We start from the raw sequence: 26,541 nt of genomic DNA on the forward strand, positions 1-26,541 counted from the left end.
CCTTTTCAAATATCCTATACTCTTCTTTTTTTTCTTAACCTGCACCCATTATGAGGAATTGCGGTTTTATCTGCAATTGAAGTCACAGTCAACCCACAGCTCTGAAGTGCTTTAACCGCAGCTTCAGTACCAAAGCCAGGACCACGAATTATTACAGAGACAACCTTCATACCAAATCTCTCTATTGCATTCTTCGCAGCAGCCTCCGCAGCCTTACCTGCAGCATAAGGTGTGGATTTTCTCGAACCTGAAAAACCACATGCACCCACAGAAGTTTGACATAGCGTATTACCATGAACATCAGTTACATTTACAAAAGTATTATTAAAAGTTGCACGAATATGGACAACACCAGTAATAAACTCCTTCTTACTCTTACTAACCGTTTTGACTTTTTTCATTAAAACTCACAATAATAATAAATTTTATTTTTTCCCAGCAATAGGCAACCGAGATCTACCTTTACGAGTCTTAGCATTAGTATGAGTCCTTTGCCCTCTCACAGGTAAACCTTTTCTATGTCTCACCCCTCTATAGCATCCCATTTCCACTAAAGATTTTATGTTCATAGCCACTTCTTTTCTGAGCTCACCTTCTATAACATAATTTTGTCTAATGAAACCGCTGATCTTTTCTATATCTTCATCTCGTAATTCTGAAACACGTTTGCGCTTATCAACTTCGCAAGCGTGACAAATTACATTCGCAGTAGCAATACCTATACCATATATATAAGTTAATGCAAAAGGAACACATTTCCTCACTGGAATATTTATGCCTGCAATACGTGCCACTGGTACCTCGATACTTTATTAATAACAACTCTTAATTTATACCATAAAACAACTCAGAGTCAAACCAAATTACAAGAAATTTTACTTTCAATCTCTTGCGTTACCTCATCAACACTCAAATTAGCGTCAATTGTTAATAATTTGCCTTTATAATACTCGCGTAAACCTTTCATTTGAAGGTGATATTCACTTATTCTCTTATTAATTGCAGACATATCAGCATCATCAATTCTTTTCTCTAACCTCGTACTTTTACATTTAGCACAAGTAGTACTCTTAAAAGAAGATACACTATATATGCTTTTACAGTCCAAACACGCGAGACGATTTTTTAACCTATCGATTGCAATATTATCGTCAAGCTGCAGCTCAACTACAATGTCAACATCCCTATTATATTTTTCTTGCAAAACTTGAGTCAAAAAATGAGCCTGGTTTAAATTTCTCGGAAAACCATCTAATAAGCAATTATCATCCACTAATGCAAGCTGGTCACGTAATAATCCACATATAATTTCATCTTGAATTAAATTACCAGATTCCACGGTACCCTTTATTTTTTTACCTAACTCACTACTGCTAGATATAATATTCCTTAATAAATCCCCTACTGAAATTAATTTTAAATTATATTTTGCTATTAACAAGCTTGACTGAGTACCTTTACCAGAACCTGGAGGACCAAAAATCGTAATGATCATCTTACTTTCCTCGTTTTAGACTCATATTTCTTTATCCAGTTGTCGTACCTATTTGAAAAAATATAAGATTGTATTTGCATAATAGTATCAGTAATAACGTTCACTATAATCAGTAAGCTCGTCCCACCAAAAATAAATGGTATATCATAATAATATCTCATAACTTCAGGTACAGTACATATGACTACCAAATACGCAGAGCCAATGAATGTCAACTTAAAAACTATATCTTGAAGGTAATCAGAAGTATGTTTCCCAGGCCTTCTACCAGGTATAAAACCACCATTTTTTTTAAGAAAATCTGCGTTTTCCTCTGGATTAAATATAAAATTGGTATAGAAAAAATTAAAAAATACTATCAGCACCAAATAGGCTACAATATATACTACTTTATTTGCCATAAAGTAATTCAAAATAAAATCAGAAAAAGCGTGCCCCTTATAGAAATTTGCAATTGAAATAGGTGTCAATAAAATTGCATTAGCAAAAATGGTTGGTACTACACCAGATAAATTAATCTTCAATGGAATATAAGTAAAATCGTCATTATGTAATCTTTTAAATTGCTTTTTAGGATGTTGAACAATAACCTTTCTATAAGAAGACTCTACAAAAATGACTAAGAGTAGCAGCAAAAAAAACAATACCAAAACAAAAAGGATAATAAATAACGATACGCTACCGTTTTTATTTAACGTTAACAAAGATGACAAAGCGCTGTGTAACTCTGATATTATACCCGTGAAAATGATTAATGAGATACCATTGCCTATACCGCTAGCGCTGATTCGTTCACCAAGCCATATTAAAAGCATAGTTCCACCTAAAAGGCTGAAAACACCTATTGTACGAAACATAACACCAGGTTCGATTACAACCAATACCCCTTCCCTATTCATCCCTTCCAATCCAACCAAAATTGGAATTGATTGAAATACACAAATTACTATGGTCAGATAGCGTATATAAGAATTCATCTTTCTACGGCCTGACTCTCCATCATTCTTAACTTCCTTCATTCCTTTAATCGCAGAAGAAAGTAACTGAATAATGATAGAAGCCATTATATATGGCATAACGTTCAATGCTAGAATTGTCATTCTAGCCAATGCACCACCAGAAAATAAATTAAATACTCCAAAAACGCCTGAGCCATCTTTGGGAAATATATCATTAATTACATCAAGATTAATTCCAGGAATAGGCACATAAGTACCCAAGCGATAGCAAATTAAAGCTATTAGCGTAAAAAATATACGCTTTAATAAATCGCCTTTATATAACAACGTAGGATCCAAGCTATTAAATGCTGATTTATTGCCCATGACTTACGATAGTATTTCCACACTACCACCAACTGAAGCTACAGATTTTTTTGCAGCTTCTGACGCAAAATCAACATGAAACACAAATTTTTCGCTCAACTTACCTTTATTAAGAAGTTTAATTTTATCCTTAATAGACTTTATAAAACCTAATTTATACAGCCTCTCCTTATCTATAACAGAGTCTTTCACTATTTTTTTAGCTTCCATTAAGCGCTGTATATCGCCAACATTAATTATAGAGTATATGCTCCTACGTATAGGCTTAAAACCTCTTTTAGGCAAACGAGTATATATAGACTGTTGTCCACCCTCAAAACCATTTATAGAAACTCCACTTCTAGCCTTCTGCCCTTTATGCCCTCTACCGGATGTTTTACCTTTACCACAACCGATACCTCTACCCAGCAACTTAGGCTTCTTTTTCTTAGATAATTTAGTAAATATAGAGTTTAATTTTACAGCATTATTCATACTTTACCTGTTTCCAACTATCTCGCTAATCTTTTTGCCTCTTTTGCTTGCTACCTGACGAGGAGATAACATACTATCAAAAGCCTTAAACACCGCACATATAACGTTATGAGGATTATTTGATCTAGTGGATTTAGCTACCACATCCTTTATACCTAACACCTCAAAAACTGATCTAATCGCTCCACCAGCAATAATACCTGTTCCGGCTCTTGCGGTTCTTAAAACTATCTCACCAGAACAAAATTTAGCTTTAATATCATGATGCAAAGTTCTACCTTCACGCAAGTACACTCTAATCATTGATTTCTTTGCAGCATTTACAGCTTTGACTCTTGCTTCAGCAACTTCTGCGTGCTTACCTATTCCACACCCTACCCTACCCTTCTCATCGCCAACAACAACCAAAATTGAAAATGAAAATCTTCTACCACCTTTGGTAACCGTTGTCACTCTTCGTACCGAAACTAAAAGCTCTGATAAATCATTATTATTTTGTAAATTCTTTATAGCCATATTCAAAACCTTCTAAAATTCAAATCCAGAACTTCTTAAAGCCTCAGCAAATTGAGAAACTAATCCTGTGTATTTATACGCTCCACGATCAAACGTAAGCTGCTGCTCTAATTTCATGCCAGACAGACGCTCAACCATTAAAGAAGAAACCTGTTTTATAGTTTCAGCGTTGACTTTCCCTTTACATACATCCTTAATTTTAGCATCCAAAGTAGAAGCTGAAGTGAGAGTTATTCCTTTTACATCATTAATTAACTGGACATAAAAATGCCTATTAGATTTAAATATGGATATACGTAAACGTTCAGCGCTCTTGTCAAGCTTCGCTCTATTACGTAACTTCCTTTTTTCAGAATTACTTAAAAAATTATACGATCTTTTCATTTTTATTACTTCTTTTTACTTACAACCTTACGCAGCATAAATTTGCCTTTTATTACAACACCCTTACCTTTATAAGGATCATATTTTCTAATTTTGCATATATCAGACGCCACCATATAGACCTTCTGCTTATCCATACCACTAACTACTAAGTGAGTTGGCTTTATGCACTTAATCTCAACATCTTTAGGCACTTTATATTTAACATTATGGCTATAACCAAGATATAAAGTCAAATACTTACCATCACACTCTGCCTTATATCCCACACCGTTAATCTCAAGATTAACAGAAAAACCATCAACCATGCCGTTAATGATATTATTAATATTACTCCTATAAGTGCCCCACATAGGCTTTATTTTATCATAATTATCTTTATCTTGATCAACAGAAAGCAATAGCTGATTATCAATAATCTGACACACAACATCCCTGATCAAGCTAACTTCCTTTTCAGCCTTAGCACTCTTTATTAACATACTACCATTATTATATTCAACTGAAACACCAGCAGGAATATTGATAGGAGCAGCACCTATACGAGACATGAATTTCTCCTATTATTTAAAACACACGACACAAAACTTCTCCACCAACCTTTAACTTATGTGCATTATAATCAGTCATCACTCCTTTGGGTGTCGATATAATAAAAATACCAAGACCATTATATGCTTTAGAAATGTCCTTATACTTAGAATAACGACGACAACCAGGCTTTGACACCCTAACTATGTCACTAATTACAGGTAACTTCTCATAATACTTCAATTTTACAATGAAAGAAGGTAAATTACCTACAACTTGCTTTTCATAATCAAGGATATACCCTTCCTCTTTTAAAATCTCCAATATAGAAGAATTCATCTTAGAAAATAGTACCCTTGTTGCCCTATGCATTGCCAATTGAGCATTACGTATCCTTGTTAAAAAATCACCAATACTATCAGATAACGCCACAATATACTCCTTATATTATATTTACCAACTAGACTTTGTAACTCCTGGAACTTGCCCAAAAGAACATAAATCACGCAAAACAATTCTACATAAACCAAATTTTCTATATACTCCTCTTGGTCTCCCAGTTAAAGCACACCTATTTCTAATTTTGGTTTTAGAAGAATTTCTAGGCAATTTTTTAATTAATTTATTTTGAGCTGTAAACCTTTCTACAATAGACAAATTCTTATTATTTATTATAGATTTCAATTTTTCTCTTTTTTCTTTATATTGATCGCACAACTTTATTCTGCGAAGATTTCTTTCTATCATAGATTTTTTTGCCATATATTTCTCCTCTCAATTAATCAAAAAAAGGAAATTTAAGAGCCAGTAATAATTCCTTTGCTTCCTTATCACTAACTGCACTTGTTATAATATTAATATCCATACCTCTAATTTTACTTATTTTATCATAGTCTATTTCTAAAAACGAGATATGTTCCTTTATACCAAAGGAAAAATTACCATTACCGTCAAATTGCTTCACACTAAATCCTCTAAAATCTTTTTCCCTTGGCAAAGCAATATATATCAATCTTTCTAAAAACTCATACATTTTATCTCTACGCAAAGTTACTTTGCAACCTACTGTAGCACCTTTTCTGATCTTGAAGCCAGAAATAGATTTTTTTGCAAAAGTTGATAAAGGCTTCTGCCCAGCAATCAAATATAGGCTATCAAGTGGTTCATTTATTGCTTTACTATCTGTAGCAGCATCTCCAACGCCCATATTGATACACACCTTGACAAGTTTAGGCACTTGCATTATATTGCCGTAATTAAACTTATCCTTCAAGGACTTTACTATGCTATCTTTATACAATTCTTTAAACATATCAACCTAATCTATCACTTCTCCAGAAACTTTTGCAAAACGCACTTTTCTACCGTCTATAACCTTAAACCCCACTCTAGTTGGAGTTTTATATTTAGGGTCCAATGTTGCAACGTTGGATATATCAATAGCTAACTCTTTATTTAATATACCACCACTACTACCAGCTTTTGGTTTAGTATGTCTCTTATGCACATTCACTCCAGAAACAATTACTTTCTTTTTAGCATCACGTGCTATAACTTTGATTACCTTACCAATTTTTCCCTTATCTTTACCAGTTAAAACTATAACGTCGTCACCACTTTTTATTTTAGCACTCATTATAAAACCTCAACAGCTAATGACATTATCTTCATAAAAGAACCAGATGATAACTTTTTTACCGGACCAAACACCCGAGTGCCAAGTGGTTCACCTTGATCGTTAATCAAAACTACAGCATTGCTAGAAAAACGAATTACAGAACCATCAGATTTTCTAATAGGGCTTTTCACCCTCACCACAACTGCTCTATATACTTTTCCCTTCTCAACTTTCCCTCTTGGAGTAATAGATTTAGTAGATACAATAACTGTGTCACCTATAGATGCAGACTTTCTACCACCCAATAAACCAATACAAAGCACTGCACGCGCGCCAGAATTATCAGCTACTTCCAACAATGTATTTTTTTGAATCATATAAATATCCTATTCAATGTGAGCTATTAACAATAACCCATTTTTTAGTAGTAGAAATAGGCTTGTGTTCTTGTATTAAAACCTTGTCCCCTTCTTTACAACTATTATTCTCATCATGTGCTGTATACTTCTTGTATTTTTTTATAACCTTTTTATACAGCTCATCCTTATACACTTGTAATACCGAAACCTTTACAGTCTTATCACACTTAGCCTTAGTTACAGTACCACAAAAAACCTTTTTAGGCATTCTTTTCCTCTCTTCTTCTTTTATTTAATGTAGTTAAAATACGAGCTATGCTCTTTCTTATTAAGCTAAAACGCGAAATATTGTTGCACTGGCCCAGCTTCTTTTGAAAAACCAAATTAACAAACTCTTTTCTCAGATTCACAAGAATTTCATGCAATTCTTGCGAGGACCTCGATTCAATGTCAGCTATATCCATTGCAACTCCATTTAATTATGATTAGATACAAATTTACACTTCATAGGAAGCTTAGCAGTTGCCTTTTCAAGCGCCAATCTTGCTAAATGCATGGGAACATCACTGCTAATTTCAAACAACATTCTACCGGGCTTAGCTTTAAATACCCAAAACTCAACACTACCTTTCCCTTTACCCATACGCACATCCGCCGGCTTTTTACTAACAGGGGTATCAGGAAAAATTCTTATCCACACTTTACCAGAGCGTTTTAATGTTCTAGATATTACACGCCTTGCAGTTTCAATATGCTTAGATTGAATCCTACCTGCTTCCATAGCCTTTAGACCATAATCTCCAAAAGATAATGTGCTACCACCTTTCGTGTTACCCTTAATTCGTCCTTTAAATACTTTTTTATATTTACTTTTTTTAGGAATAAACATTTCAATATACCTAATTAGTTACCAATATAAACCCAGACCTTAACTCCTATGATGCCATATATAGTTTTTGCTTCAGCAAAAGCATAATCTATATTAGCACGTAAAGTATGCAAAGGCAAACGGCCTTCTTTATACCACTCAGTACGAGCTATCTCAGCTCCGCCAAGGCGCCCAGAACAACTTACTTTAATACCTCTAGCACCCATCCTCAAACAACTTTGAATAGCTTTTTTCATCGCTCTTCTAAATGAAACCCTTTTTTCTAACTGCTGTGCAATGCTGTTTGATATTAAAACTGCATCTATTTCAGACCTTTTAACCCCTACTACATTCACTTCCACATTATTTTTTACTTTTTCAGCTATCTTTTGCTTTATCTTCTCAATATCCGAGCCTTTCTTACCTATTATCACTCCAGGTCTAGAAGAATGTATTATTACAGATACCAAATCGATCGTACGCTCTATAATTACTTTAGAAACACCAGCATGCTTAAAAGATTCATTTATATAACTGCGAATAGATAAATCTTGATGCAACCCTTGTTTATAACCCTTCTCAGCATACCAAATAGATGACCAAGTATTAATTATTTTTAACCTAAATCCTTTAGGATTAACGTTTCCCATATTTTTGCACTTTCCTTATTAATTTTCTATTTTTATGAATCATATAATTTCCCCCAATTTTACAGTTATATTACTATAACGTTTACTAACTCTATTAGCTCTACCCATAGCTTTTGGACATACCCTACGCAAAGTAAGAGACTTACCTATTAAAATTTCTTTTATATATAAATTATCGATATCCAATCCATAATTTTGAGCATTAGCAATCGCAGAATTTAATACCTTCCTTATAAGACCTGCAGCTTTCTTTTCACAAAATCTTAATTGCACAGTGGCAAAAGAAACTTTTTTATTACGTACTAAACCAGCAACCAAATTCAATTTACGAGGAGTTGATTTTAAAACCCTAGAACCAGCTTTAACTATTACATCTCTGTTTTTCATATCAATTACCTTCTTGTCGCCTTTTTATCACCACTATGCCCAGTAAATTTACGAGTGGGTGAAAACTCACCAAACTTATGACCTATCATATTCTGATCATTAACATTCACAGGAATGTAATCCTTACCATTATAAACAGCAAACTTTAAACCTAAACAATTAGGAAGAATTACAGAAGCCCTGGAATGAACTTTTATAGCCATGTTAACAAACCCCTTGTTTAAAGCATTATTCACCGACTTTAATATAGAAGGATGACAAAAAGGAGGCTTCCATGCAGATCTACTCATAAACTAACCTTTCAATTGTTTTATATACTTATCACTAGATTTATTTCTCCTTCGAGTTTTCTTTCCTTTTGTTGCAACACCCCAAGGAGTAACAGGATGACGACCACCAGAGGTTTTTCCTTCCCCGCCTCCATGAGGATGGTCAACCGGATTCATTGCAACTCCACGTACAGTAGGTCTAATCCCAAGCCACCTACTTCTCCCAGCTTTACCCAACTTTCTATTCTTATGGTCAGGGTTAGATACTACACCAATAGTAGCCTTGCAAGAAGATAAAATCAACCTAATTTGACCAGACCTGAGTCGTAATAAAACATATTGGCCATCACGACCAACGATTTGTGCATAACAACCAGCAGCTCTAGCAATCGCAGCACCATTACCTGGCTTCAGCTCAACATTATGAACGAAAGAACCAACAGGTATATGCTTGAGTAGTAAACAATTCCCTGGCAAAATATCAGCATCATTCCCAGCTGTAACAACATCACCTGGCTTCATACCTTGAGGAGCTAATATATAAGACTTAATATCATCTTCCTTATATGATATTAACGCCAAAAACCCACTTCTATTTGGGTCATACTCTATTTTTTCAACTATACCTTGACCACTTCTATTACGCTTAAAATCTATCACTCTATACTTCTTTTTGTGACCACCACCCCTATGACGAGTTGTAATTCTACCATGATTATTTCTTCCACCACTGGACTTTTTACCGGATGTAAGAGACTTTTCTGGCTCATCTTTTGATAAACCAACTTTACTTACTAACACAGTCCCACGAGAAGACGGAGTAACAGGATTAAAAAATTTCATACCCATACTAAACGCTCATTATATCTAATTTTTGACCATCCATCAAAGAAAAATAAACTTTCTTTTTCTGTTTTTCACAACCAATCACACCCCTAAAACGCCTATATTTAGGCTTAATTCTAACAACATTTATAGAAGAAATTTTAACATCAAATAGAGACTCTATTGCCAACTTTATTTGACGCTTATTTACATTTACAAAAACATACAAAGAATATTTATTAAACTTCTCCCTCAAAAAAGAGGCCTTTTCTGTAATTATAGGAGATTTTATTATATTATTATATTTGATCATAACAATCTACCTTCAAGATGCTTTAAAGTATCCTTTGTCAACATCACGCATTCGTGATTCAATATATCAAAAACATTTAACCCAATAGGTTTGATTAAGTCTACATAGTGCAAGTTTTTAGCCGCACGCAACAAATCATCTCCATAATCACCAACTATCAAAAAGGAAGAAAATTTAAAATTTTTAATACATTTACACATTTCAGACGTTTTCTTCACATCAATATTTAAATTATCCAGAATAATTACTTGATTATTTAAATACTTTAGAGATAAAGCAATTTTTAAACCAAATTTGCGTACCTTCTTATTAAGAGAATAAGTATGACTCCTCACAACAGGGCCGAAAATAATCCCACCACCTCTAAATTGAGGAGATCGCAAGCTCCCTTGTCTTGCCCTACCGGTACGTTTTTGACCATAAGGTTTAGCTGTTGTACCAGAGACATCACTAATACCTTTTGTTTTATGAGTACCAGCTCTTCTCTTCGCTAATTGCCATCTCACTATATCATGCAAAATACTCAATTTTTGCTTAGCAGAAAATATCAAAGGATTGAGCTGAGCAGTACCTACATTATCATTAGATAGATTAACTAAATTACATTCCATAACTAACTTACCAAATTACTAGCATCATCATTTACATCTAACAGTAAACCTACCGGAAAAAGAACATCTTTATGTAAAGATTTTTTAACTGCATCTCTTACAAAAACATAGGAATTTTTAAACCCAGGAACATTATTACCCTTCACAGCAATTATACTATTTTCATGATCAATGGATAATATCTTCATATTTTGTGCAGTTATCCTGCTGTTACCTAAATGACCAGCCATTTTCTTTCCTTTGAATACTCTACCAGGATCCTGACATTGGCCAGTGGAACCTTGTGATCTGTGAGCAATAGAAACACCATGAGATGCCCTAAGCCCACTGAAATTATGCCGCTTCATCACACCAGCAAATCCTTTACCTATAGAATAACCCGTAATATCAAGATATTGACCAACCACAAAATGATTGATTCCCACTTTTTTACCACATTCTATTCCCGACAGGTCATTTAATCTACTTTCGTATAACTTACATTTATTATTTATACCCTTTTTCTTTAAATATTCCAACTGAGGTTTTGCTATATTTTTAAAATCTCCTGTGCCTAAAATGACTGAATTATAGCCACATTTATCTTGTCCTTTTATATCAATAATATAAGTTTTGCTGAGATGCAATAAAGTTACAGCCATGCGACTATTGTCAGAATACATAGCAGTATGACCAATATTCATCATTAGTAAACCAATTCTCCTCAGCGAATTTATTCTCTTCATTTCCTTCTCCTAAACCTTAACTTCCTTGACTTTTAAATCCACTTCTACGCCAGCAGAAAAAGATAAACCTGTAAGCATCTGCATCATAGTAGGAGTAAGATCATGTAAAACAATCAAACGCCTAGAAGTTCTCATTTCAAACTGTTCACGAGATTTTTTATCAACGTGAGGAGATCTATTAACAATAAATTTAGAATCTTTCCTTGGCAACGCAATCGGACCAGATAATTTTGCACTGGACCGCTTTAATTCATCAACAAATTTTCGAACACACTCCTCCAATAAAGAACAATCGAAAGCCTTAATGTTAATATATATATCTTGCTTCATCTTAGTTACTACACTCACTCCAAAATTTCAGAAACAACACCAGAACCAACAGTTCTACCGCCTTCTCTTATCGCAAAACGCAATCCCTTATCCATTGCTATCGGTACTTGCAATTCTACTTCTACACTCACATTATCTCCTGGCATTACCATCTCCTTCCCATCTAGCAATTTTATGCTCCCAGTTACATCCGTTGTCCTTAAATAAAACTGTGGCTGGTAATTCGCAAAAAATGGTGTATGCCTTCCTCCTTCCTCTTTCTTTAATATATAAACCTCCGCCTTAAACTTTCTATGCGGCGTTATCGTCCCCGGTTTTGCCAATACTTGCCCTCTCTCTACTTCTTCTCTTTTTGTTCCTCTTAACAATATTCCTACATTGAGTCCTGCACTTCCCTTATCCAGCAACTTCTTAAACATTTCTACACCTGTGCATATCGTCTTTTGCGTCGCTTTCAGACCTATTATCTCTATCTCTTCTCCCGTCTTTATCTCTCCCTTCTCTATTCTTCCTGTTACCACTGTTCCTCGCCCCGATATCGAAAATACATCTTCGATTGGCAATAAAAATGGTAAATCCACAGGCCTTGGTGGAACCGCTACATATTCATCTAACTTTTCCATCAATTTGTCTATTGATTTCTTTCCATATTCGCTGCTGTCATCCTCCAGCGCCTTGAGCGCTGAACCAACCACCACAGGCACTTCATCCCCTGGAAATCCGTATTTACTCAGTAATTCCCTCACTTCCATTTCTACTAAATCTATCATATCAGCATCAGCAACATCAGCTTTATTTATATACACCACGATATATCCAACACCTACCTGCTTCGCCAGCAATATATGCTCTCTCGTTTGTGGCATTGGCCCATCAACCCCCGACACTACCAATATCGCCGCATCCATCTGTGCTGCACCTACTACCATGTTCTTTACATAGTCAGCGTGTCCAGGACAATCAACGTGTGCATAATGCCTTTTTTCCGTCTGATACTCAACATGCGCTGTTGCTATCGTTATCCCCCTCTTCCTTTCTTCTGGCGCTTTATCTATCTGATCGTACGCTACAAAATTTCCATAATGCTTCGTTATCGCCGCTGTTAACGTCGTCTTCCCATGATCCACATGTCCTATTGTTCCCACATTTACATGCGGCTTTCCAAATGCTTCCACTATTGCTGTCATAATTTAAACTTTTCTACCTAAAATACAAATACATCAATAAATAATATGTTGATTTTATAAAAATACAACAAAAAAAAGAGCGGATAGTGGGAATCGAACCCACGTCACTAGCTTGGAAGGCTAGAGCTCTACCATTGAGCTATACCCGCACAATGGAGGAGGTAGGATTCGAACCTACGTACGCTCACGCGGACAGATTTACAGTCTGTTACCTTTAACCACTCGGTCACTCCTCCGCAAAAATTTGTTAAGAGAATACTATTTTAGCATCTTAACTTAAGCTCTTATTGTATTTAATACTAAACGCCTAAAATTAAAAAATCAAGCAATAAAACCTACCCTGATTAAAATCATGCAGATTTCATTTTATATAACACAATATTGCCAATAAAACGCCTAAACAAATAATGCGAATCATGCGTACCTGGCGCTTCTTCTGGATGATATTGCACAGAAAAGACTAGGTAATCCTTCATCATTATTCCCTCTACACTATTATCAAATAGAGAAATGTGAGTAATTTCAACATTACTTGGAAGAGAAGCTGAATCAACAACAAAACCATGATTTTGGCTAGTGATCTCAACTTTTCCACTAATTACATCATAAACTGGATGGTTACTCCCTCGGTGACCTATATCCATCTTGATGGTCTTTGCCCCCAAAGTAATCGCAAGTAATTGATGGCCCATGCATATGCCAAAAATTGGTATTTTAGATTTTATAATAATGTCTATTTCTGAAACTACACTTTCTCCTATTTCTTGCGGATCACCAGGACCATTTGAAAGCACTATACCATCTGGATTCATACTCAACACTTTTTGAGCAAAACCTGTGCTTGGTCTGATTAATTCAACTGTACAACCAAGTTCTATTAAGCGTGAAACTATACTGATTTTTACGCCAAAATCAACGATTACAATCCTATATTTTGCATTAAGGTCAATAGCTCTATCTGATGTCATTCCAGTGCGTGACACTGGAATCCATATATTTTTTGCTGGATCCGAGTAGTCAGCTACTTGGATGACAAAGTGCTCCGCTAGTCTATTATTTTCAAAACTGTTATTTAAACTAACCTTATTAGTTATTTCTATCCCATTTACAGGTTTGTATTCCTTCAATTTGTCTAATGCATGCGCCTTACTCGATGAGCATATCATTCCATTTTGAGATCCATGTTCTCTCAAATGTCTTGTTAAAGCTCTAGTATCAACTCCTGATATCCCAATCACGTTATTTTTCTCTAACCAATCATTTAAACTGATATATGAAGAAGGGTGGGACATAGAAGAAAGTTCACGCATAACCACACCACTTGCAAAAATTTTCTTTCCTTCATTATCTTTATGGTTTATTCCAATGTTACCAATATGAGGAAAAGTGAACGTTATAATTTGATCGGCAAAAGAAGGATCAGTTATAGTATGCTGATAACCGGTCATACCAGTGGTAAAACAAACCTCGCCTATGCACTTGCCTTTTTTACCTACTGATTTTCCCCAAAAGCACTTGCCATCTTGTAAAATTAAAACTGCGTCCTGCACTTCATTATCTATTTAACTGATTCAAAACAGTATACAAGAATTTCAAATAATACGTAACTCTTTCTAAAATTCCAAATTTAACCACGAAGCAGCAAAAAATAACATGAAAAACTTTTAATACAATCTTTCATATAAAATATATAGTTGACTACCTTCATATTTCGTATTAGATATAGGTAAATCATAAGTAAAGTGGAGGGTAATAATGAACACTGGTACAAATCAATCAAAAAAAATAAATGAGAAGTGGTTAGCTGGAGGAATTGGCGCGCTATTATTTGTAATGATGCTACCAACACAAAGTAAAATTATAAACCTGGCTATTGGATTAACATCTATATTCGTAGGAGGATTATCACTATTCATTATAGCACAAACTGGCTTAATTGCAGCATGTGCAGCTATAACTGCTTTAGCTCTACACGAATATGTTAAAAATCAAGAAATAGGAAAAGAGATAAATGATAAATTCGATAAGGTAGCTGACGATACAATCAATTTTATTGTTAGCAGTGTTGAAAAACTTATTCCAACAAAGCCGCCAGGCATAACAGCCTAAACTGTCTCCGTTCAGGGCATAAGTGTTACAAGTAGCATTATATAAAGCGATTAATGGCATCCTCCTGATAATAGAATAATTGTATCTGTTCAGGGGCATCGCAAATATTGAAGCAAAAGTGGTCAGTGCTTACTATACGAATATTGTGATTTGAATCCACTAGGGAGGATGTCATCCCAGTGCCCAGACACTGGGATCCAGGAATTTTGATTAGAGATTAAATTGGTGAGTATAAAAGTAGCTAATCCTACGTTAAAATACAACGTTTTTAATGGGACTGCGTAAAAGGGCTGGATTCCAGTGTCAAGCACTGGAATGACACCTTTGTGTTTGAGGCAAAACCTGCTATAACATTTCTTCGCAAACAAACGTTCGTACAGTTATGTATCAGCTACTTTCATGGCACCATTTGTTGTAAACTCACATTTCTCTATGATTATCTTTATTTGCCGCTTTCCCGAACGGATGCTCTACAGTTATTTCCTCATTAATAGAGCGAGGTGCACCGGAACCAGGTACAACGATATTCTCGTGCGATTGCATATCCTTCTTTTCCTCACATGGTGTTTGCTTAATGAAATGTGCTGCTAAAACTTCATGTAAAGCTTTACCTTTTATAAGCACAGCCTCGTTTTGCTTAGCTAACTCTAAAATTTTCTTTGGTTCAACATCTTTACCGTCAATAGTTGATTTTTTAATACTAACTTGACCTAAATTTATATTTAGAACAACAGTACAGTTAAGGTCTTTTCCAGATTCATCTTTTGCACCCCAACTAATTTCGATGTCACATATTGCAAATTTTGTAAAGGAGTAGTTCCTCTGTTGTTTCTCATTCTTCTCAATTGTTACTATTCTTTCACCATTGCTGTATATTTTTGCTCTTTTTACCTCGCTTTTCTCTTCTTCCATTCTTTTAGTTTTTTCAGTGAAAAGACGACTGGTTTCTAAACTTTGTTCAGGTTTAGTAATGTTGATATTAAGATGGTCATAATGATTAAGAAGACGGTTTGCATATGGACATGGCACATAACACCCATCAAAGAAAGCAATTGCACTACCAGTTTTTAGAAATTCTTGTCCATCGCTCATTCCTTCACCAATTCGAATAAGATATCTACCCAACCTCTTTTTAAAATTTTCTTTTAACTCCTCCTGATCTTTAGAAGTAAGCTTCTTATCCAATATACCCATTATTTCTTTTCGCTTACTCAATACCACATAATTGAAAAGGAAAATATCATCCTCTCGATAATAATTTGCTATCTTGTCAAATGGATCTGCCGGCCAACCGTTATTATAATTTACGAAATCAGAAGAATCTTCACACTTATTATCCTTAAACTCCAATTCCTCAAAATCTGAGAGCACACTTTGTACCTGAGTCTCATCGAATTGAAGATTTGCTTGAGGAGATAGAAGAGTCAACTTTTCTTCACTTTCCTTGGTACTCGAATTTTTGTACAAACCATTAAATAGATTTATAATACTAGAAAACATTTCACACCTCTATTGTTATAAGTAAACTTGATTATATCTTAATGCTAAATGTTGTAAAGCTAAAATTAGAAACTAAAAAAGCTAACATAAGTTCTGCATTGTTTGCAGCTTTATCAGCCTATTAGGCAGAATTATTAAAGAATTAGTTGAATAGGTATTATGATTCAATTTAACTCCATCCACAAGTTCTCCGCTTGTTACTCCAGTTGCAATGAACACTGATTCACCTCTTGCCATATCTTTTACGGCGTAGACTTTTTCTGGGTCATCAATATTTAAATTTTTTGCTCTTTCTCTTAACTGATCCGTATCAAGTACTAATCTTCCCTCCATCTGTCCGTCGATAGAGCTTAGCGCTGCAGCCGCAAGCACTCCCTCTGGTGCTCCTCCTATACCGATATACATATCATGATTGCCATTTACTAGTGAAACTATGGCCGCAACATCACCATCATCTATTAGTTTAATTTTTGCTCCTAATTTCCTGATTTTCTCTATTAATTCACTATGCCTTTCACGTTTAAGTACAGTTACCACGAGATCATTCACTTTGCACTTTTTTGCCTTGGCTAAATTGTCTAGATTCTTTTCAATGCTATTTTTTAGTGAGACTACACCCTCTGGAAGATTTTTTCCTACCGCTATTTTTTCCATATAAACATCAGGTGCATGTAAAAAATTACCTTTTTTCGTTGCAGCAAGAACAGACATTGCCCCTGGTTTGTAATGAGCACAAATCGTAGTGCCCTCAAGTGGGTCAACGGCAATGTCGATTTCAGGACCATTTCCAGTGCCAACCTTCTCGCCAATATATAGCATCGGCGCTTCATCTCTCTCACCTTCACCAATTACGATAGTACCATTTATTTCCATTGAATTTAATACTGTACGCATTGCATCAACTGCAACCTGATCAGCCTTTTTTTCATCGCCGAAGCCTGCTAGTTTATATGCAGCAAGTGCTGCAGCTTCGGTCACTTTAACTAATTTATAGGCTAAATCTTCCATCATTTGCTTTAAGAACTATATTCAATATGTATCATGATATATCATGCTGCTTGAAACTGCAATATGCCTTGACTGGTTTTGGGAAAGTTGCTATAATAAATTAGATAGTAATAGTGGTAAAATTTGACATGACTTATGAAAAGATAAAGGAAATTGTAACTAACAATCCTAATATAACTGCTGAGGAGTTTAGTGAGAAGCTCAAAGAAAATAGGATAAACATAAAAAAAACAAATAAATATCATTATACTTTACTTGGGCATATTGTTAATTCAAAGGGACCTAATATTACAGACAACACCAATGATCGTGCTATATTTCTACACATTATTAAATTACTCACAGAGTTGAAAACTGAAGGCAATACTGGTCAATTCAAACATGTAAAAGCTGGATTGAGCGAAGCTATAACGACTAAGCAAGCTGATGTTGTAAGAATACTCCTGGATAGTGGTAAGTTTAATGAAGAAGAAAAATTTAACGCTTTGCTCTGTGCTGTTACTCAAAAGTATGTCCAGGGAGTTAAATTATTGTTAGGTCATGTAAATGATGAAAACATGCAAAAGGCTTTAAAGGTGGCCATGGATAAAGAACAAACTACACAAGTTGAAGAAATTACTCAGATACTATTAAATTTTATTACACCAGAAACATCCAATGTAGAAGAAAATATAGTACCAGCACCTCCTATAGTAACAGAAGCAAATGCTAACCAACCTGTGTCAAGTAGTGTTAATGATCAGCCAGGTCATAGTAACGAAAATGAAACGCCTGTATTAACAATAGAAACAAATACCGGCAAAACTACTATATCAGATTGTGATAATAATAAAAATGTCTTCACAAATTCTCAATTTTCTATGCCAAATGAACAAGAAACTAAATATAAAGAGAGCAAAAAGGATTTTTACACCTCATTGACAAAAGATGTTGTTGGAGTTGTTATTACAGGATTATTCATTACTGCTGCTGTGATGGTTCCATTTGTAGCTGGTGCAGTAGTTTGCAGTGTCATAGCTGCTTTGATTGCAATATATACCGGGTTGCATGTAAAAAATTCTACATTACCAAGTTATAGGGAGATGAGAGAGAATGAAGTTGAACGTGTAACAGGATGTCATCCCAGTGCCCAGACACTGGGATCCAGAAGGTCATAATAAAAACTAGATTCCAGCGTCACGCGCTGGAATGACACCCTCTGGTGGGCTCAAACCATATGAGTAGCCAACACTGCCACTATACTTACCTAGCAAATTTAGATCTAACACTAAACTGTGCTGCCACTAACTTTGCAACCGGTACTCTATAGGGTGAGCATGAAACATAATCTACCCCTGATTCGATGAGAAACTCTATAGATTTTGGATCTGCTCCATGCTCTCCACATATACCCAGTTTTATTTCTTTTCGGGTTTTTTTGCCTCTTTCAATGGCTATCTTGATTAACTCCCCTACCCCTTCGATGTCCAGCACTTCAAATGGATCATTGTCAAATATGTTGCTTTCCTTATAAGAATCGAGGAAATTAACTGAATCATCTCTTGAAAGTCCCATGGTTGTTTGCGTTAAATCATTAGTGCCAAAACTAAAAAACTCTGCATGTTTTGCTAACTTATCAGCAATCAGTGCTGCTCTTGGTAGTTCTATCATCGTTCCAATTGAGTACGCCTTGTCTGATGTCATTCCAGCGCGTGACGCTGGAATCTGCATCTGTGAGATGACAGAGGATTCTTTCTTTGCTAGCTCGCATATCAGAACAAACTCTTTCTCACTCATGATAAAAGGAATCATGATTTCAGGTTCCACTTCTATCTTCTTTTCTTTCTTTAATTCACTTGCAGCACTAAGTATTGCCCTAATCTGCATGCTATATATTTCAGGATGAGAAATAGCAAGTCTACAACCTCGATGGCCAAGCATTGGGTTCTTTTCTGATAACTGTGCTATTTTATTTTTTACTGACTCAACTGACTTACTAAGTGATTTGGCAATTTTTTCTATAGTAGACTGATCATTGGGTAAAAATTCATGCAAAGGTGGATCAAGCAACCGTATAGTGACTTCCTTGCCCTCCATAATAGAAAATATTTCTTTGAAATCAGACTTTTGCATTTCTTCTAGTTTAATGAGCGCATTTGCCCTTTCATTTTCATCGTCAGCTATTATCAATTTTTGAATGAATTCGATTCTATCACTAGCGAAAAACATATGTTCTGTGCGACATAAGCCTATACCTTCTGCACCGAATTCTTTTGCAATTTTTGCATCTTTTGGAGTATCAGCGTTCGCTCTCACTTTGATCGTTTTGATTTCATCTATCCAGTTGATTATCGTTTTGAATTCTTGCGATAATTCAGGCGAAATTGTAGGAAGAATGCCAAGCATAACCTCCCCTGTTCCTCCGTTGATGGTAATTGGTTCACCTTTATTTACTTTTGTATCCCCTACAGAAAAGAAAATTCCATCTTTATCGATATAAAGTCCACTTACACTGCAAATGCATGGCTTACCCATTCCACGGGTTACAACAGCAGCATGCGAGGTCATCCCTCCCCGTGCTGTTACTATGCCGCTTGCAGCATTCATTCCATTAATATCTTCAGGACTCGTTTCTGACCTTACTAAAATCACTTTTTTACCCTGCTCTGCAGCTTTTTCAGCATCACTTGCACTAAACACTACATATCCAGAAGCAACACCTGGAGAAGCAGGTAGCCCCTTCCCTATTACTTTTTGGTCACTCTCAACGTCAAGAACTGGATGCAATAAATTGTCAAAGGTTTTTGGATCAATTCTCAATATTCCTTCTTCTTTTGTAATCGTTCCTTCGTTTACCATATCAACTATTATGCGAATAGCAGCTTCAGCCGTGCGCTTGCCAGACCTAGTCTGCAAAATCCATAATTTACCGTCCTGTACAGTAAATTCGATATCCTGCATGTCTTTATAATGCCTTTCAAGTTTTTCACATACCACACATAATTCTCGGTAGACACTTGGCAGCAACTTCTCCATGGTGTTTTTTTGCTCTCCGTCAATTGGCATAGGAGTATAAACACCAGAAACCACATCCTCACCCTGAGCATTAATCAGAAATTCACCAAAGTATTTTTTTTCTCCAGTTGAAGGATTTCGTGTAAATATCACACCAGTTGCAGAATTATCATTTAAATTACCAAAAACCATTGCTTGCACGTTGACCGCTGTTCCAAGGTTTTCAGGAATATTATGTATTTTTCTATAGGAAACAGCCCTATCATTTTTCCAAGAAGCAAATACTGCATTCACTGAGCTGAGCAATTGCTTTTCAACGTTCTGCGGAAAATGTTTTCCTATTTTTTCATGTACTATCCTTTTGAAATTGTTAACAATTTCTTTTAAAACATCAACATCAAGATCAGCTAAGCTTTTTGCTCCACTCTTTTGCTGCTTATTATCAACAACATCTTGAAATAGGTGATGATCAAGCTGTAGTACAACATTGGAGTACATCATGATGAAACGGCAGTAGCTATCGTAAGCAAAACGTTCGCCACTTTTTTTTGCAAGCCCAACAACGGTTTCATCATTTAGACCAACATTTAAAATAGTATCAAGCATGCCCGGCATTGAACTAACACTACCAGAGCGTATTGAAACTAATAAGGGATTATTTAAATCCCCAAATTTACAACCGATGTCATTTTCGAGCATCGTCATGTAGTTTTTAATTCCACTACATATGTCATTCCAGTGCGTGACCACATTTTTTTCTGGATCCGAGTAGTCAGCTACTTGGATAACAGAAGATCTATTGTCTTGATAATAGACTTTGCAAGCAGAGGTGGAAATTGTGAAACCAGGTGGAACAGGAATGCCAACATTGCACATTTCTGCTAAATTTGCCCCCTTTCCTCCCAGCAGATTTTTCATTTCTGCATTGCCTTCGCATTTACCCTGGCTAAAGTAATGTATTAACTTTTCCCCCATCATTTTCTCCGGATTTTCACTGATAAACACATTGTACATATAGCTCCAATAAACCTGTGAGAACTTGAAACCTTAGGATAATAAATTTTACAAAATTTGGCAACAACGTTCCTTCTGGCAACATCAGTAAAGTTAACAAAAAAGATGACAAATTATTGAATTATTATCAATAAGAATATATAATATAAAGATACATTTAAAAATTTTTTTATGGCTCTTTCTAAATTTCTCGACCCCAAGAATGATGTTGCGTTCCGGCGTATTTTTGGTACTGAAAAAAATAAAGACATCCTCATTCACTTTCTCAATGATATTTTGGGGTTCACTGGCAAAGATGAAATAAAAGAAATAGAATTCCTCAGCACTATTCAAGATGCTGAAATTGCCTCTAAAAAACAAAGTATCGTTGATGTTCTTTGCAGGGATGAAAATGGGGTGCAAGTAATAGTCGAAATGCAAGTTGCCAAAACTAAAGGCTTTGAAAAACGCGCTCAATATTACGCTGCTAAAGCTTATTCAAGGCAAGCTGATAAAGGTGATCAATATCAGGATCTTAAAGAAATCATTTTTATAGCTATTGCTGATTGTATTCTCTTTCCTAATAAATCTGAGTATAAGTCAGATCATGTAATGTTAGACAAAGATAGCTATGAACATGATTTAAAAGATTTTTATTTTACATTTATTGAGTTACCAAAATTTCCTAAAACTAAAGAAGACCAATTGGAGAGTATAGTTGAAAAATGGATCTATTATTTTAAATATGCAGATGAAACTAGCGAAGAAGAATTGGAAAAGATAATAGGTAGTGATGTAATAATTAAAAAGGCATATGAAGAACTAAATAGATTCAACTGGTCAGAGAAAGAATTTATTGCCTACGAACAGGAAATAAAACGTATTCGTGATGAACGGGCTGTTCTTGAACAAAAACTTGATGATGCTAAAAAGGAAGGAAAAATTGAAGTTGCAAAAACAATGCTAGCTAATAATGTTGATGTCACCACTATTGTTAAGTTTACTGGCCTCTCCATGAGTGAGATCAAAGAATTGCAGAATTAAGTGGACCCGCAAACGGTTACACGAAATAATGCTGCAGCCTGACCAGATGATAAGTACATTTAGCCTATTTATCTTTATACTTTCATGTCAATTTTATAAATCAAATTTATTTCTGTGAGTAGCTACAATTTAAAGACCTTGCTTCATCAATGTAATGGAACAAAACCTTTTTAGTAAGTTCAAAACCCTCTAAAGTCTCTCCTTCGCATCTTGCTGTAATGCAGTTTTGCGTATTTGATACCCTAAGAAGCCACCAACCTTTATTATCGGTTACCTTAACACCATCAAGATCTGAAAATACAATATTTTGCTGCTCCAGTGTTTTCTTTATTGACTCAATTATTTGAAACTTTTTCTCATCTTTCACTACAATCTTCACTTCATGAGTGATATATAACTTCGGTAAATCCTCAATCACCTGAGATAGGCTTTGGTTTTTCTTAAGCAAAATGTCAACTGCTTTAACAGCAGAATATAGCCCATCATCAAAACTTAGCTCAGAAAAGAAGAAGTGCCCGCTTAATTCACCAGCAAACTTTGCCTCTTCCTCTACCATCTTCTTCTTAACTAGTGAATGTCCAGTAGCACAGGTGATAACTTGCCCTCCTAACTTGCTAACAAAATCATGCACTTTCATACTCATTTTTACGTTAGCAATAACTTTGCTTTCTGGATATTCCTCCAACACTTCACGTGCAAAAATTATAAATAAATGGTCATTGGAAACAACGTTGCCTTTATTATCAATTAAGCGCACCCTATCGCTATCGCCATCTAGCGCAATGCCAAGATCACATCCATATTCCTTCACAATGTCAATTAATTGAGCAAGATTTTTTTCCTCTATGGGATCTGGATCATGCAGTGGAAATGCCCCATCTATAGAGTTATTGGTTACGATGTGCGTATGACCAGGCAAGATCTTTTCAATATACCTTATAATTCCACTTGCTGGACTATTTCCACAATCCCAGGCTATTTTTAATTTCTGTGTAGTATTATTCTTCACTGCACTTTTCAATATGCTAATGTACTCACTATATATATTTATGTTAATTAAGCTTCCAATTCTTGTGCTGTTTTTAATTGGACTGCTTATAATTTCCTTCATTTCTTGATCTGAGAAGACTTTTTTATTACTAAAAAATTTAAAGCCATTATATTCGCTGGGGTTATGAGAGGCAGTTATTATGATACCAAGATCCGCCTGTGTGATTTGTGTTGCAGCGTAAAGCATAGGTGAAGAGCATAGTCCAACGCGTATAACATTTGCACCGGATAAAGTTAAGCCCCTAATTAATTCTCTTTCTATACCTGGTGAATCTATTCTGCTATCGTAGCCGACACAAACACTAGCTACGGTTTGGCCAAACTTTCTACCTATCTCGTACCCATCATTAATCTGCAAGTCTTTGCCTATTATACCTCTAATATCGTATTTTCTTATAATGGTATTGTCCATACTGTACTTCTTGAAGTGACTACTATATAACATTTTGGCCAAATGCTCAAGTTTATTTATCCAACAATTAGTTGACTTTTTAAAGAAATCTGTTAATATTATAGTATATTTTTTAAAATGTAAAATTATGCCACAGGAAAACGAAAATGTATTTATAGCTGAAAGTCAAAGTTTAGATGTAGATGAACAGCAGAAAAAGGATATTTTAGATGTGATTGAATCTTGTAGCAGCTTTCAAGAGACTATAAAACAATTGGAGGAAAAAAATTTAATCTGGTATTTTATTGGCCCTTTACGCAAAGATGAGAACATTACAGGACAGATAAATTTAAAGTGGGAAAAGGAGTTCCAAAAATTTGAGCAATCAATAAATGAAACACATAGAGAATTTGAAGCATCTTTACCAAATCAAAATTTCTTAGCGTATTCAACAAAAGATGATGACTTCAAAATTAGATTTGAAAATGAAGAAAAACCAATAGAAATTAGCAATATTTTAAGAGCTAGCAGTGAAGGTAAGGTTTATAACATATCTTTAGGGAAAGATAGTCAAATAACTGCAACCAAAAAAGGCAGCGAAAGGCACTATGATTTTACTGGTTCAAGCTCATGTGAAATGACCATTAATTGGCAGGCTAAGGATTCTGAAGGTAACAGCATAGACTGTAGCATGACCGTAAAATTGGATTCTGGTGGTATACAGAGTGTTATTGGTGAACCAAAATTTGGAGGAATAACGAGTTCAGAAGAAGTATTAAAGTTAGTTGGACAAAATAAAGAAGTTTTTATCAACGGAAAAACTCTGTATCAAGCTTTTACTGGCATATCCAAGAGTGTAGACGATCAGCAAGTACCAGCAGAGGAAATATTTACAAAAGATCTACATATATCACCACAGTCACCTACACCAAGCAGCAGTGGGTATTCCTCTCCTAGCACACCTTCTTCACGTAGAAGTTCTATATCCACCAGCAGTGAATTTAGTGATGAAGATGAAATATTTGAGGATGATATGTCTGGTGATGAAGAAGAGTATGAGCAAGAAGGATTAAAAGATGAAGTTGAGGAATTAGAGGAAGAAAAAGAAACATTTGCTAAATATTTTGCAGTGCAGGCAAAGCAGCTTGAGGATCTAAGATTAGAACGTGACTCCTTGAGAGATAAAGTCAATGAACAACAGCGAGCGATATTTGAAAGAGGTCAAAGAATAAAGGAACAAGAGGAAGAACTACAGGATAAAAATGATGTAATAAAGAACTTAAATGATCAGTTGAAAGATAAGGAAGGTGAAACAAATGAGGCAAATAAAGAATTACAGAGAAAATTGAAGCAAAGTGAAGCTAATTTAACTGTACTAAAGGAAAAGAATGCAAATTTGGAGAATGACCTGAAGAAAATAGTGGAAGGTTTAAACGATGATCATAAAAAGCAGTTGGCAGAACAGTTAATGGAAACAAAAAAGGAAAACAATACATTGGCTGAAACGGCGAACCAATTGTCTAAAGAATTAAATGAATTACAGAGAGAAAAGGAAGATTTAGAGAGGGAAATTCGACAACTTGAACCTGGAAAATCACTTGCAGATGAGCTAAGCGAAGAAAATACGAAGAGGGAAATAGAAAAACTTCAATATCAACTTAAGGAAAAGGAAGGGATGTTAACGTGTACACAGGAAGAGCTGGCATCTGTCAAAGAGAGTCTAGAGCAACTGCAGAACATATTACAGCAGGAAAAAGGTCAGGCAACTCAAACTGAAGTTGAATATGAAAGTAGAGGAACAAGCATGCAGCAGCAAGACCAAGGTATACAAGCTGTAAACAACAACTCAAGCAGAATAGCTAGTGGGTTAAGACAAGAAAACAAAAAATTGACTAGAGACAAACTAACTATATCTGAACAATTAAAACAAAAAATAAGAGAGATTGACGAGTTAAAGAAAAATTTAAAGCAACTGCAAGAAGAAAATAAACAACTAAAACAAGAAGTTACCAAAAATGCAGGCGTTGATGCATCATCTTCAACAGGTCAAAAAGAAGCTAAAGAAGCAGAAGTTATACCGCAAAACATTATGGATTGGCCTGTTCCAATTCCAGACGATAAACCAGAAGAGCAGAAAACTCCATTAGAGCCAATCAAGGTAAATACAGAATTATCAGATCCAAAATCAATCTCCGCTGAGGGTCCGGAAAAATCTCCTCCTCTTTCAAAATGATGAGTTTTGCTTCTATAGCTGACCCAAGCAACACATCATCCCGCGATTTATTCGCGTTATCTCAGCCGCTAACACGTAGCGGGATACTTAACCGTCATACCGTGATTTATTCACAGTATCTCTTAGCCGCTAACAAGCAGCGGGATGACAGCAATCCTACGTCATGCCGCCGCGGTATCTCTAGATCCCGCTAACTAGTAGCGGAATGACGAATTTTTGTTTTTCAAATTATAGCTAAACATACTGTAATTGCTATTGAATGATGGAGAGACATACTCCATTATTTTAGTACGAAGTAACAAATTCAATGAATTGGTTCTTCAAAAATAATTTAAACTTTTACAGTAGGTCA

General features: G+C 35.2%; 34 protein-coding genes and 2 tRNA genes. 4 read left to right on the forward strand and 32 right to left on the reverse strand.

The genetic code is table 11. The annotated features are described in order from the left end of the window. Positions 1-14: 14 nt before the first annotated feature. The 28 genes from rpsK to carA all read right to left on the reverse strand — a co-directional run bounded on the left by rpsK (position 15) and on the right by carA (position 14,417). A complete protein-coding gene (rpsK, locus tag AAGD66_RS02630; RefSeq protein ID WP_213863584.1) occupies positions 15-401 on the reverse strand; it encodes a 30S ribosomal protein S11 in 387 nt (128 codons plus the stop codon). Positions 402-425: 24 nt separating this feature from the next. Then, positions 426-794 carry a 30S ribosomal protein S13 gene (rpsM, locus tag AAGD66_RS02635; RefSeq protein WP_010962745.1) on the reverse strand — a complete coding sequence of 123 codons (369 nt, stop codon included), beginning with the start codon at positions 792-794 and terminating at the stop codon, positions 426-428. 59 nt (positions 795-853) lie between these two features. Continuing rightward, complete coding sequence (locus AAGD66_RS02640; RefSeq protein ID WP_007550178.1) at positions 854-1,495, reverse strand: adenylate kinase family protein; 642 nt, start codon at positions 1,493-1,495, stop codon at positions 854-856. Then, complete coding sequence (gene secY, locus AAGD66_RS02645; RefSeq protein ID WP_010962747.1) at positions 1,492-2,820, reverse strand: preprotein translocase subunit SecY; 1,329 nt, start codon at positions 2,818-2,820, stop codon at positions 1,492-1,494. The genes AAGD66_RS02640 and secY overlap by 4 nt, the downstream gene beginning before the upstream one ends. A 3-nt stretch (positions 2,821-2,823) precedes the next feature. Then, positions 2,824-3,294 carry a 50S ribosomal protein L15 gene (gene rplO / locus AAGD66_RS02650; RefSeq protein ID WP_006279863.1) on the reverse strand — a complete coding sequence of 157 codons (471 nt, stop codon included), beginning with the start codon at positions 3,292-3,294 and terminating at the stop codon, positions 2,824-2,826. Positions 3,295-3,297: 3 nt separating this feature from the next. Next, positions 3,298-3,810, reverse strand: a complete 513-nt coding sequence (gene rpsE, locus AAGD66_RS02655) for a 30S ribosomal protein S5 (RefSeq protein WP_010962748.1) — start codon at positions 3,808-3,810, stop codon at positions 3,298-3,300. A gap of 12 nt (positions 3,811-3,822) precedes the next feature. Then, positions 3,823-4,194 (reverse strand): 50S ribosomal protein L18, encoded by a 372-nt coding sequence (gene rplR / locus AAGD66_RS02660; RefSeq protein ID WP_006279867.1) that lies wholly within the window; start codon positions 4,192-4,194, stop codon positions 3,823-3,825. A 5-nt stretch (positions 4,195-4,199) separates the two neighbouring features. Beyond that, a complete protein-coding gene (gene rplF, locus AAGD66_RS02665) occupies positions 4,200-4,745 on the reverse strand; it encodes a 50S ribosomal protein L6 (RefSeq protein WP_007551152.1) in 546 nt (181 codons plus the stop codon). Between the two features lie 16 nt (positions 4,746-4,761). Continuing rightward, positions 4,762-5,157 carry a 30S ribosomal protein S8 gene (gene rpsH / locus AAGD66_RS02670; RefSeq protein ID WP_155968326.1) on the reverse strand — a complete coding sequence of 132 codons (396 nt, stop codon included), beginning with the start codon at positions 5,155-5,157 and terminating at the stop codon, positions 4,762-4,764. A gap of 21 nt (positions 5,158-5,178) precedes the next feature. Further along, positions 5,179-5,487 (reverse strand): 30S ribosomal protein S14, encoded by a 309-nt coding sequence (gene rpsN / locus AAGD66_RS02675; protein WP_064124653.1) that lies wholly within the window; start codon positions 5,485-5,487, stop codon positions 5,179-5,181. Between the two features lie 16 nt (positions 5,488-5,503). Next, on the reverse strand, positions 5,504-6,037 hold the full coding sequence (gene rplE, locus AAGD66_RS02680) for a 50S ribosomal protein L5 (RefSeq protein WP_010962750.1): 534 nt from the start codon (positions 6,035-6,037) through the stop codon (positions 5,504-5,506). Positions 6,038-6,043: 6 nt separating this feature from the next. Continuing rightward, positions 6,044-6,361: a 50S ribosomal protein L24 gene (gene rplX, locus AAGD66_RS02685; protein WP_006279347.1), complete on the reverse strand. Its 318-nt coding sequence runs from the start codon at positions 6,359-6,361 to the stop codon at positions 6,044-6,046. Further along, the gene (gene rplN / locus AAGD66_RS02690; protein ID WP_006279348.1) at positions 6,361-6,720 is read right to left on the reverse strand and encodes a 50S ribosomal protein L14; all 360 of its coding nucleotides are present in this window, start codon (positions 6,718-6,720) and stop codon (positions 6,361-6,363) included. The genes rplX and rplN overlap by 1 nt, the downstream gene beginning before the upstream one ends. Before the next feature lie 13 nt (positions 6,721-6,733). Next, positions 6,734-6,970, reverse strand: a complete 237-nt coding sequence (gene rpsQ, locus AAGD66_RS02695; protein WP_007549925.1) for a 30S ribosomal protein S17 — start codon at positions 6,968-6,970, stop codon at positions 6,734-6,736. Next, positions 6,963-7,166, reverse strand: coding sequence for a 50S ribosomal protein L29 (gene rpmC / locus AAGD66_RS02700; RefSeq protein WP_006279350.1), 204 nt, complete (start codon positions 7,164-7,166; stop codon positions 6,963-6,965). Before rpmC ends, rpsQ begins: the two co-directional genes overlap by 8 nt. Before the next feature lie 11 nt (positions 7,167-7,177). Next, positions 7,178-7,591: a 50S ribosomal protein L16 gene (gene rplP / locus AAGD66_RS02705; protein ID WP_010962752.1), complete on the reverse strand. Its 414-nt coding sequence runs from the start codon at positions 7,589-7,591 to the stop codon at positions 7,178-7,180. Positions 7,592-7,605: 14 nt separating this feature from the next. Further along, a complete protein-coding gene (gene rpsC / locus AAGD66_RS02710) occupies positions 7,606-8,220 on the reverse strand; it encodes a 30S ribosomal protein S3 (protein WP_010962753.1) in 615 nt (204 codons plus the stop codon). Between the two features lie 39 nt (positions 8,221-8,259). Then, the gene (rplV, locus tag AAGD66_RS02715; RefSeq protein WP_007549821.1) at positions 8,260-8,607 is read right to left on the reverse strand and encodes a 50S ribosomal protein L22; all 348 of its coding nucleotides are present in this window, start codon (positions 8,605-8,607) and stop codon (positions 8,260-8,262) included. A 5-nt stretch (positions 8,608-8,612) separates the two neighbouring features. Then, positions 8,613-8,897: a 30S ribosomal protein S19 gene (rpsS, locus tag AAGD66_RS02720; RefSeq protein WP_006279181.1), complete on the reverse strand. Its 285-nt coding sequence runs from the start codon at positions 8,895-8,897 to the stop codon at positions 8,613-8,615. Positions 8,898-8,900: 3 nt separating this feature from the next. Then, positions 8,901-9,725 (reverse strand): 50S ribosomal protein L2, encoded by an 825-nt coding sequence (gene rplB / locus AAGD66_RS02725; RefSeq protein ID WP_015589143.1) that lies wholly within the window; start codon positions 9,723-9,725, stop codon positions 8,901-8,903. 1 nt (position 9,726) lies between these two features. Beyond that, a complete protein-coding gene (locus AAGD66_RS02730) occupies positions 9,727-10,014 on the reverse strand; it encodes a 50S ribosomal protein L23 (RefSeq protein ID WP_015589144.1) in 288 nt (95 codons plus the stop codon). After that, positions 10,011-10,625 carry a 50S ribosomal protein L4 gene (gene rplD, locus AAGD66_RS02735; protein ID WP_012673183.1) on the reverse strand — a complete coding sequence of 205 codons (615 nt, stop codon included), beginning with the start codon at positions 10,623-10,625 and terminating at the stop codon, positions 10,011-10,013. The genes AAGD66_RS02730 and rplD overlap by 4 nt, the downstream gene beginning before the upstream one ends. A gap of 2 nt (positions 10,626-10,627) precedes the next feature. Further along, positions 10,628-11,350: a 50S ribosomal protein L3 gene (gene rplC / locus AAGD66_RS02740; protein WP_264724040.1), complete on the reverse strand. Its 723-nt coding sequence runs from the start codon at positions 11,348-11,350 to the stop codon at positions 10,628-10,630. 9 nt (positions 11,351-11,359) lie between these two features. After that, the gene (rpsJ, locus tag AAGD66_RS02745; RefSeq protein WP_012673184.1) at positions 11,360-11,680 is read right to left on the reverse strand and encodes a 30S ribosomal protein S10; all 321 of its coding nucleotides are present in this window, start codon (positions 11,678-11,680) and stop codon (positions 11,360-11,362) included. 14 nt (positions 11,681-11,694) lie between these two features. Then, entirely contained in the window at positions 11,695-12,867 is a 1,173-nt protein-coding gene (gene tuf, locus AAGD66_RS02750; RefSeq protein ID WP_341814532.1) for an elongation factor Tu, read from the reverse strand. A 78-nt stretch (positions 12,868-12,945) separates the two neighbouring features. Beyond that, a tRNA-Gly gene (locus tag AAGD66_RS02755) sits at positions 12,946-13,016 on the reverse strand. A 4-nt stretch (positions 13,017-13,020) separates the two neighbouring features. Then, positions 13,021-13,103, reverse strand: a tRNA-Tyr gene (locus tag AAGD66_RS02760). A 114-nt stretch (positions 13,104-13,217) separates the two neighbouring features. Next, the gene (carA, locus tag AAGD66_RS02765; protein ID WP_010962760.1) at positions 13,218-14,417 is read right to left on the reverse strand and encodes a glutamine-hydrolyzing carbamoyl-phosphate synthase small subunit; all 1,200 of its coding nucleotides are present in this window, start codon (positions 14,415-14,417) and stop codon (positions 13,218-13,220) included. 205 nt (positions 14,418-14,622) lie between these two features. Here carA and AAGD66_RS02770 point away from each other — a divergent pair, with 205 nt between their 5' ends. After that, positions 14,623-14,976 carry a hypothetical protein gene (locus AAGD66_RS02770; RefSeq protein WP_265024430.1) on the forward strand — a complete coding sequence of 118 codons (354 nt, stop codon included), beginning with the start codon at positions 14,623-14,625 and terminating at the stop codon, positions 14,974-14,976. A 420-nt stretch (positions 14,977-15,396) separates the two neighbouring features. Here AAGD66_RS02770 and AAGD66_RS02775 read toward each other — a convergent pair whose 3' ends face one another. Together AAGD66_RS02775 and glpX are read right to left on the reverse strand one after the other, a co-directional pair. Then, positions 15,397-16,476: a hypothetical protein gene (locus tag AAGD66_RS02775; RefSeq protein ID WP_341810827.1), complete on the reverse strand. Its 1,080-nt coding sequence runs from the start codon at positions 16,474-16,476 to the stop codon at positions 15,397-15,399. Positions 16,477-16,557: 81 nt separating this feature from the next. After that, the gene (gene glpX / locus AAGD66_RS02780) at positions 16,558-17,484 is read right to left on the reverse strand and encodes a class II fructose-bisphosphatase (protein ID WP_155969529.1); all 927 of its coding nucleotides are present in this window, start codon (positions 17,482-17,484) and stop codon (positions 16,558-16,560) included. Between the two features lie 128 nt (positions 17,485-17,612). Here glpX and AAGD66_RS02785 point away from each other — a divergent pair, with 128 nt between their 5' ends. Then, a complete protein-coding gene (locus AAGD66_RS02785; RefSeq protein WP_174516021.1) occupies positions 17,613-18,641 on the forward strand; it encodes a hypothetical protein in 1,029 nt (342 codons plus the stop codon). Between the two features lie 85 nt (positions 18,642-18,726). Here the strand turns inward: AAGD66_RS02785 and ppdK are convergent, their stop codons facing one another. Then, complete coding sequence (gene ppdK, locus AAGD66_RS02790) at positions 18,727-21,453, reverse strand: pyruvate, phosphate dikinase (protein WP_264724245.1); 2,727 nt, start codon at positions 21,451-21,453, stop codon at positions 18,727-18,729. Between the two features lie 210 nt (positions 21,454-21,663). Between ppdK and AAGD66_RS02795 the strand changes: the two genes are divergently transcribed. After that, entirely contained in the window at positions 21,664-22,515 is an 852-nt protein-coding gene (locus tag AAGD66_RS02795; protein WP_096616857.1) for an Rpn family recombination-promoting nuclease/putative transposase, read from the forward strand. 106 nt (positions 22,516-22,621) lie between these two features. Here the strand turns inward: AAGD66_RS02795 and AAGD66_RS02800 are convergent, their stop codons facing one another. Continuing rightward, on the reverse strand, positions 22,622-24,010 hold the full coding sequence (locus tag AAGD66_RS02800; protein WP_044471244.1) for a phosphomannomutase/phosphoglucomutase: 1,389 nt from the start codon (positions 24,008-24,010) through the stop codon (positions 22,622-22,624). Positions 24,011-24,104: 94 nt separating this feature from the next. Here AAGD66_RS02800 and AAGD66_RS02805 point away from each other — a divergent pair, with 94 nt between their 5' ends. Beyond that, positions 24,105-26,189, forward strand: coding sequence for a hypothetical protein (locus AAGD66_RS02805; protein WP_265041117.1), 2,085 nt, complete (start codon positions 24,105-24,107; stop codon positions 26,187-26,189). Positions 26,190-26,541 lie beyond the last annotated feature (352 nt).

Source organism: Wolbachia endosymbiont (group A) of Dendrolimus pini (assembly GCF_964026835.1).
In the GTDB taxonomy this organism is placed as follows: Bacteria; Pseudomonadota; Alphaproteobacteria; order Rickettsiales; family Anaplasmataceae; genus Wolbachia; species Wolbachia pipientis.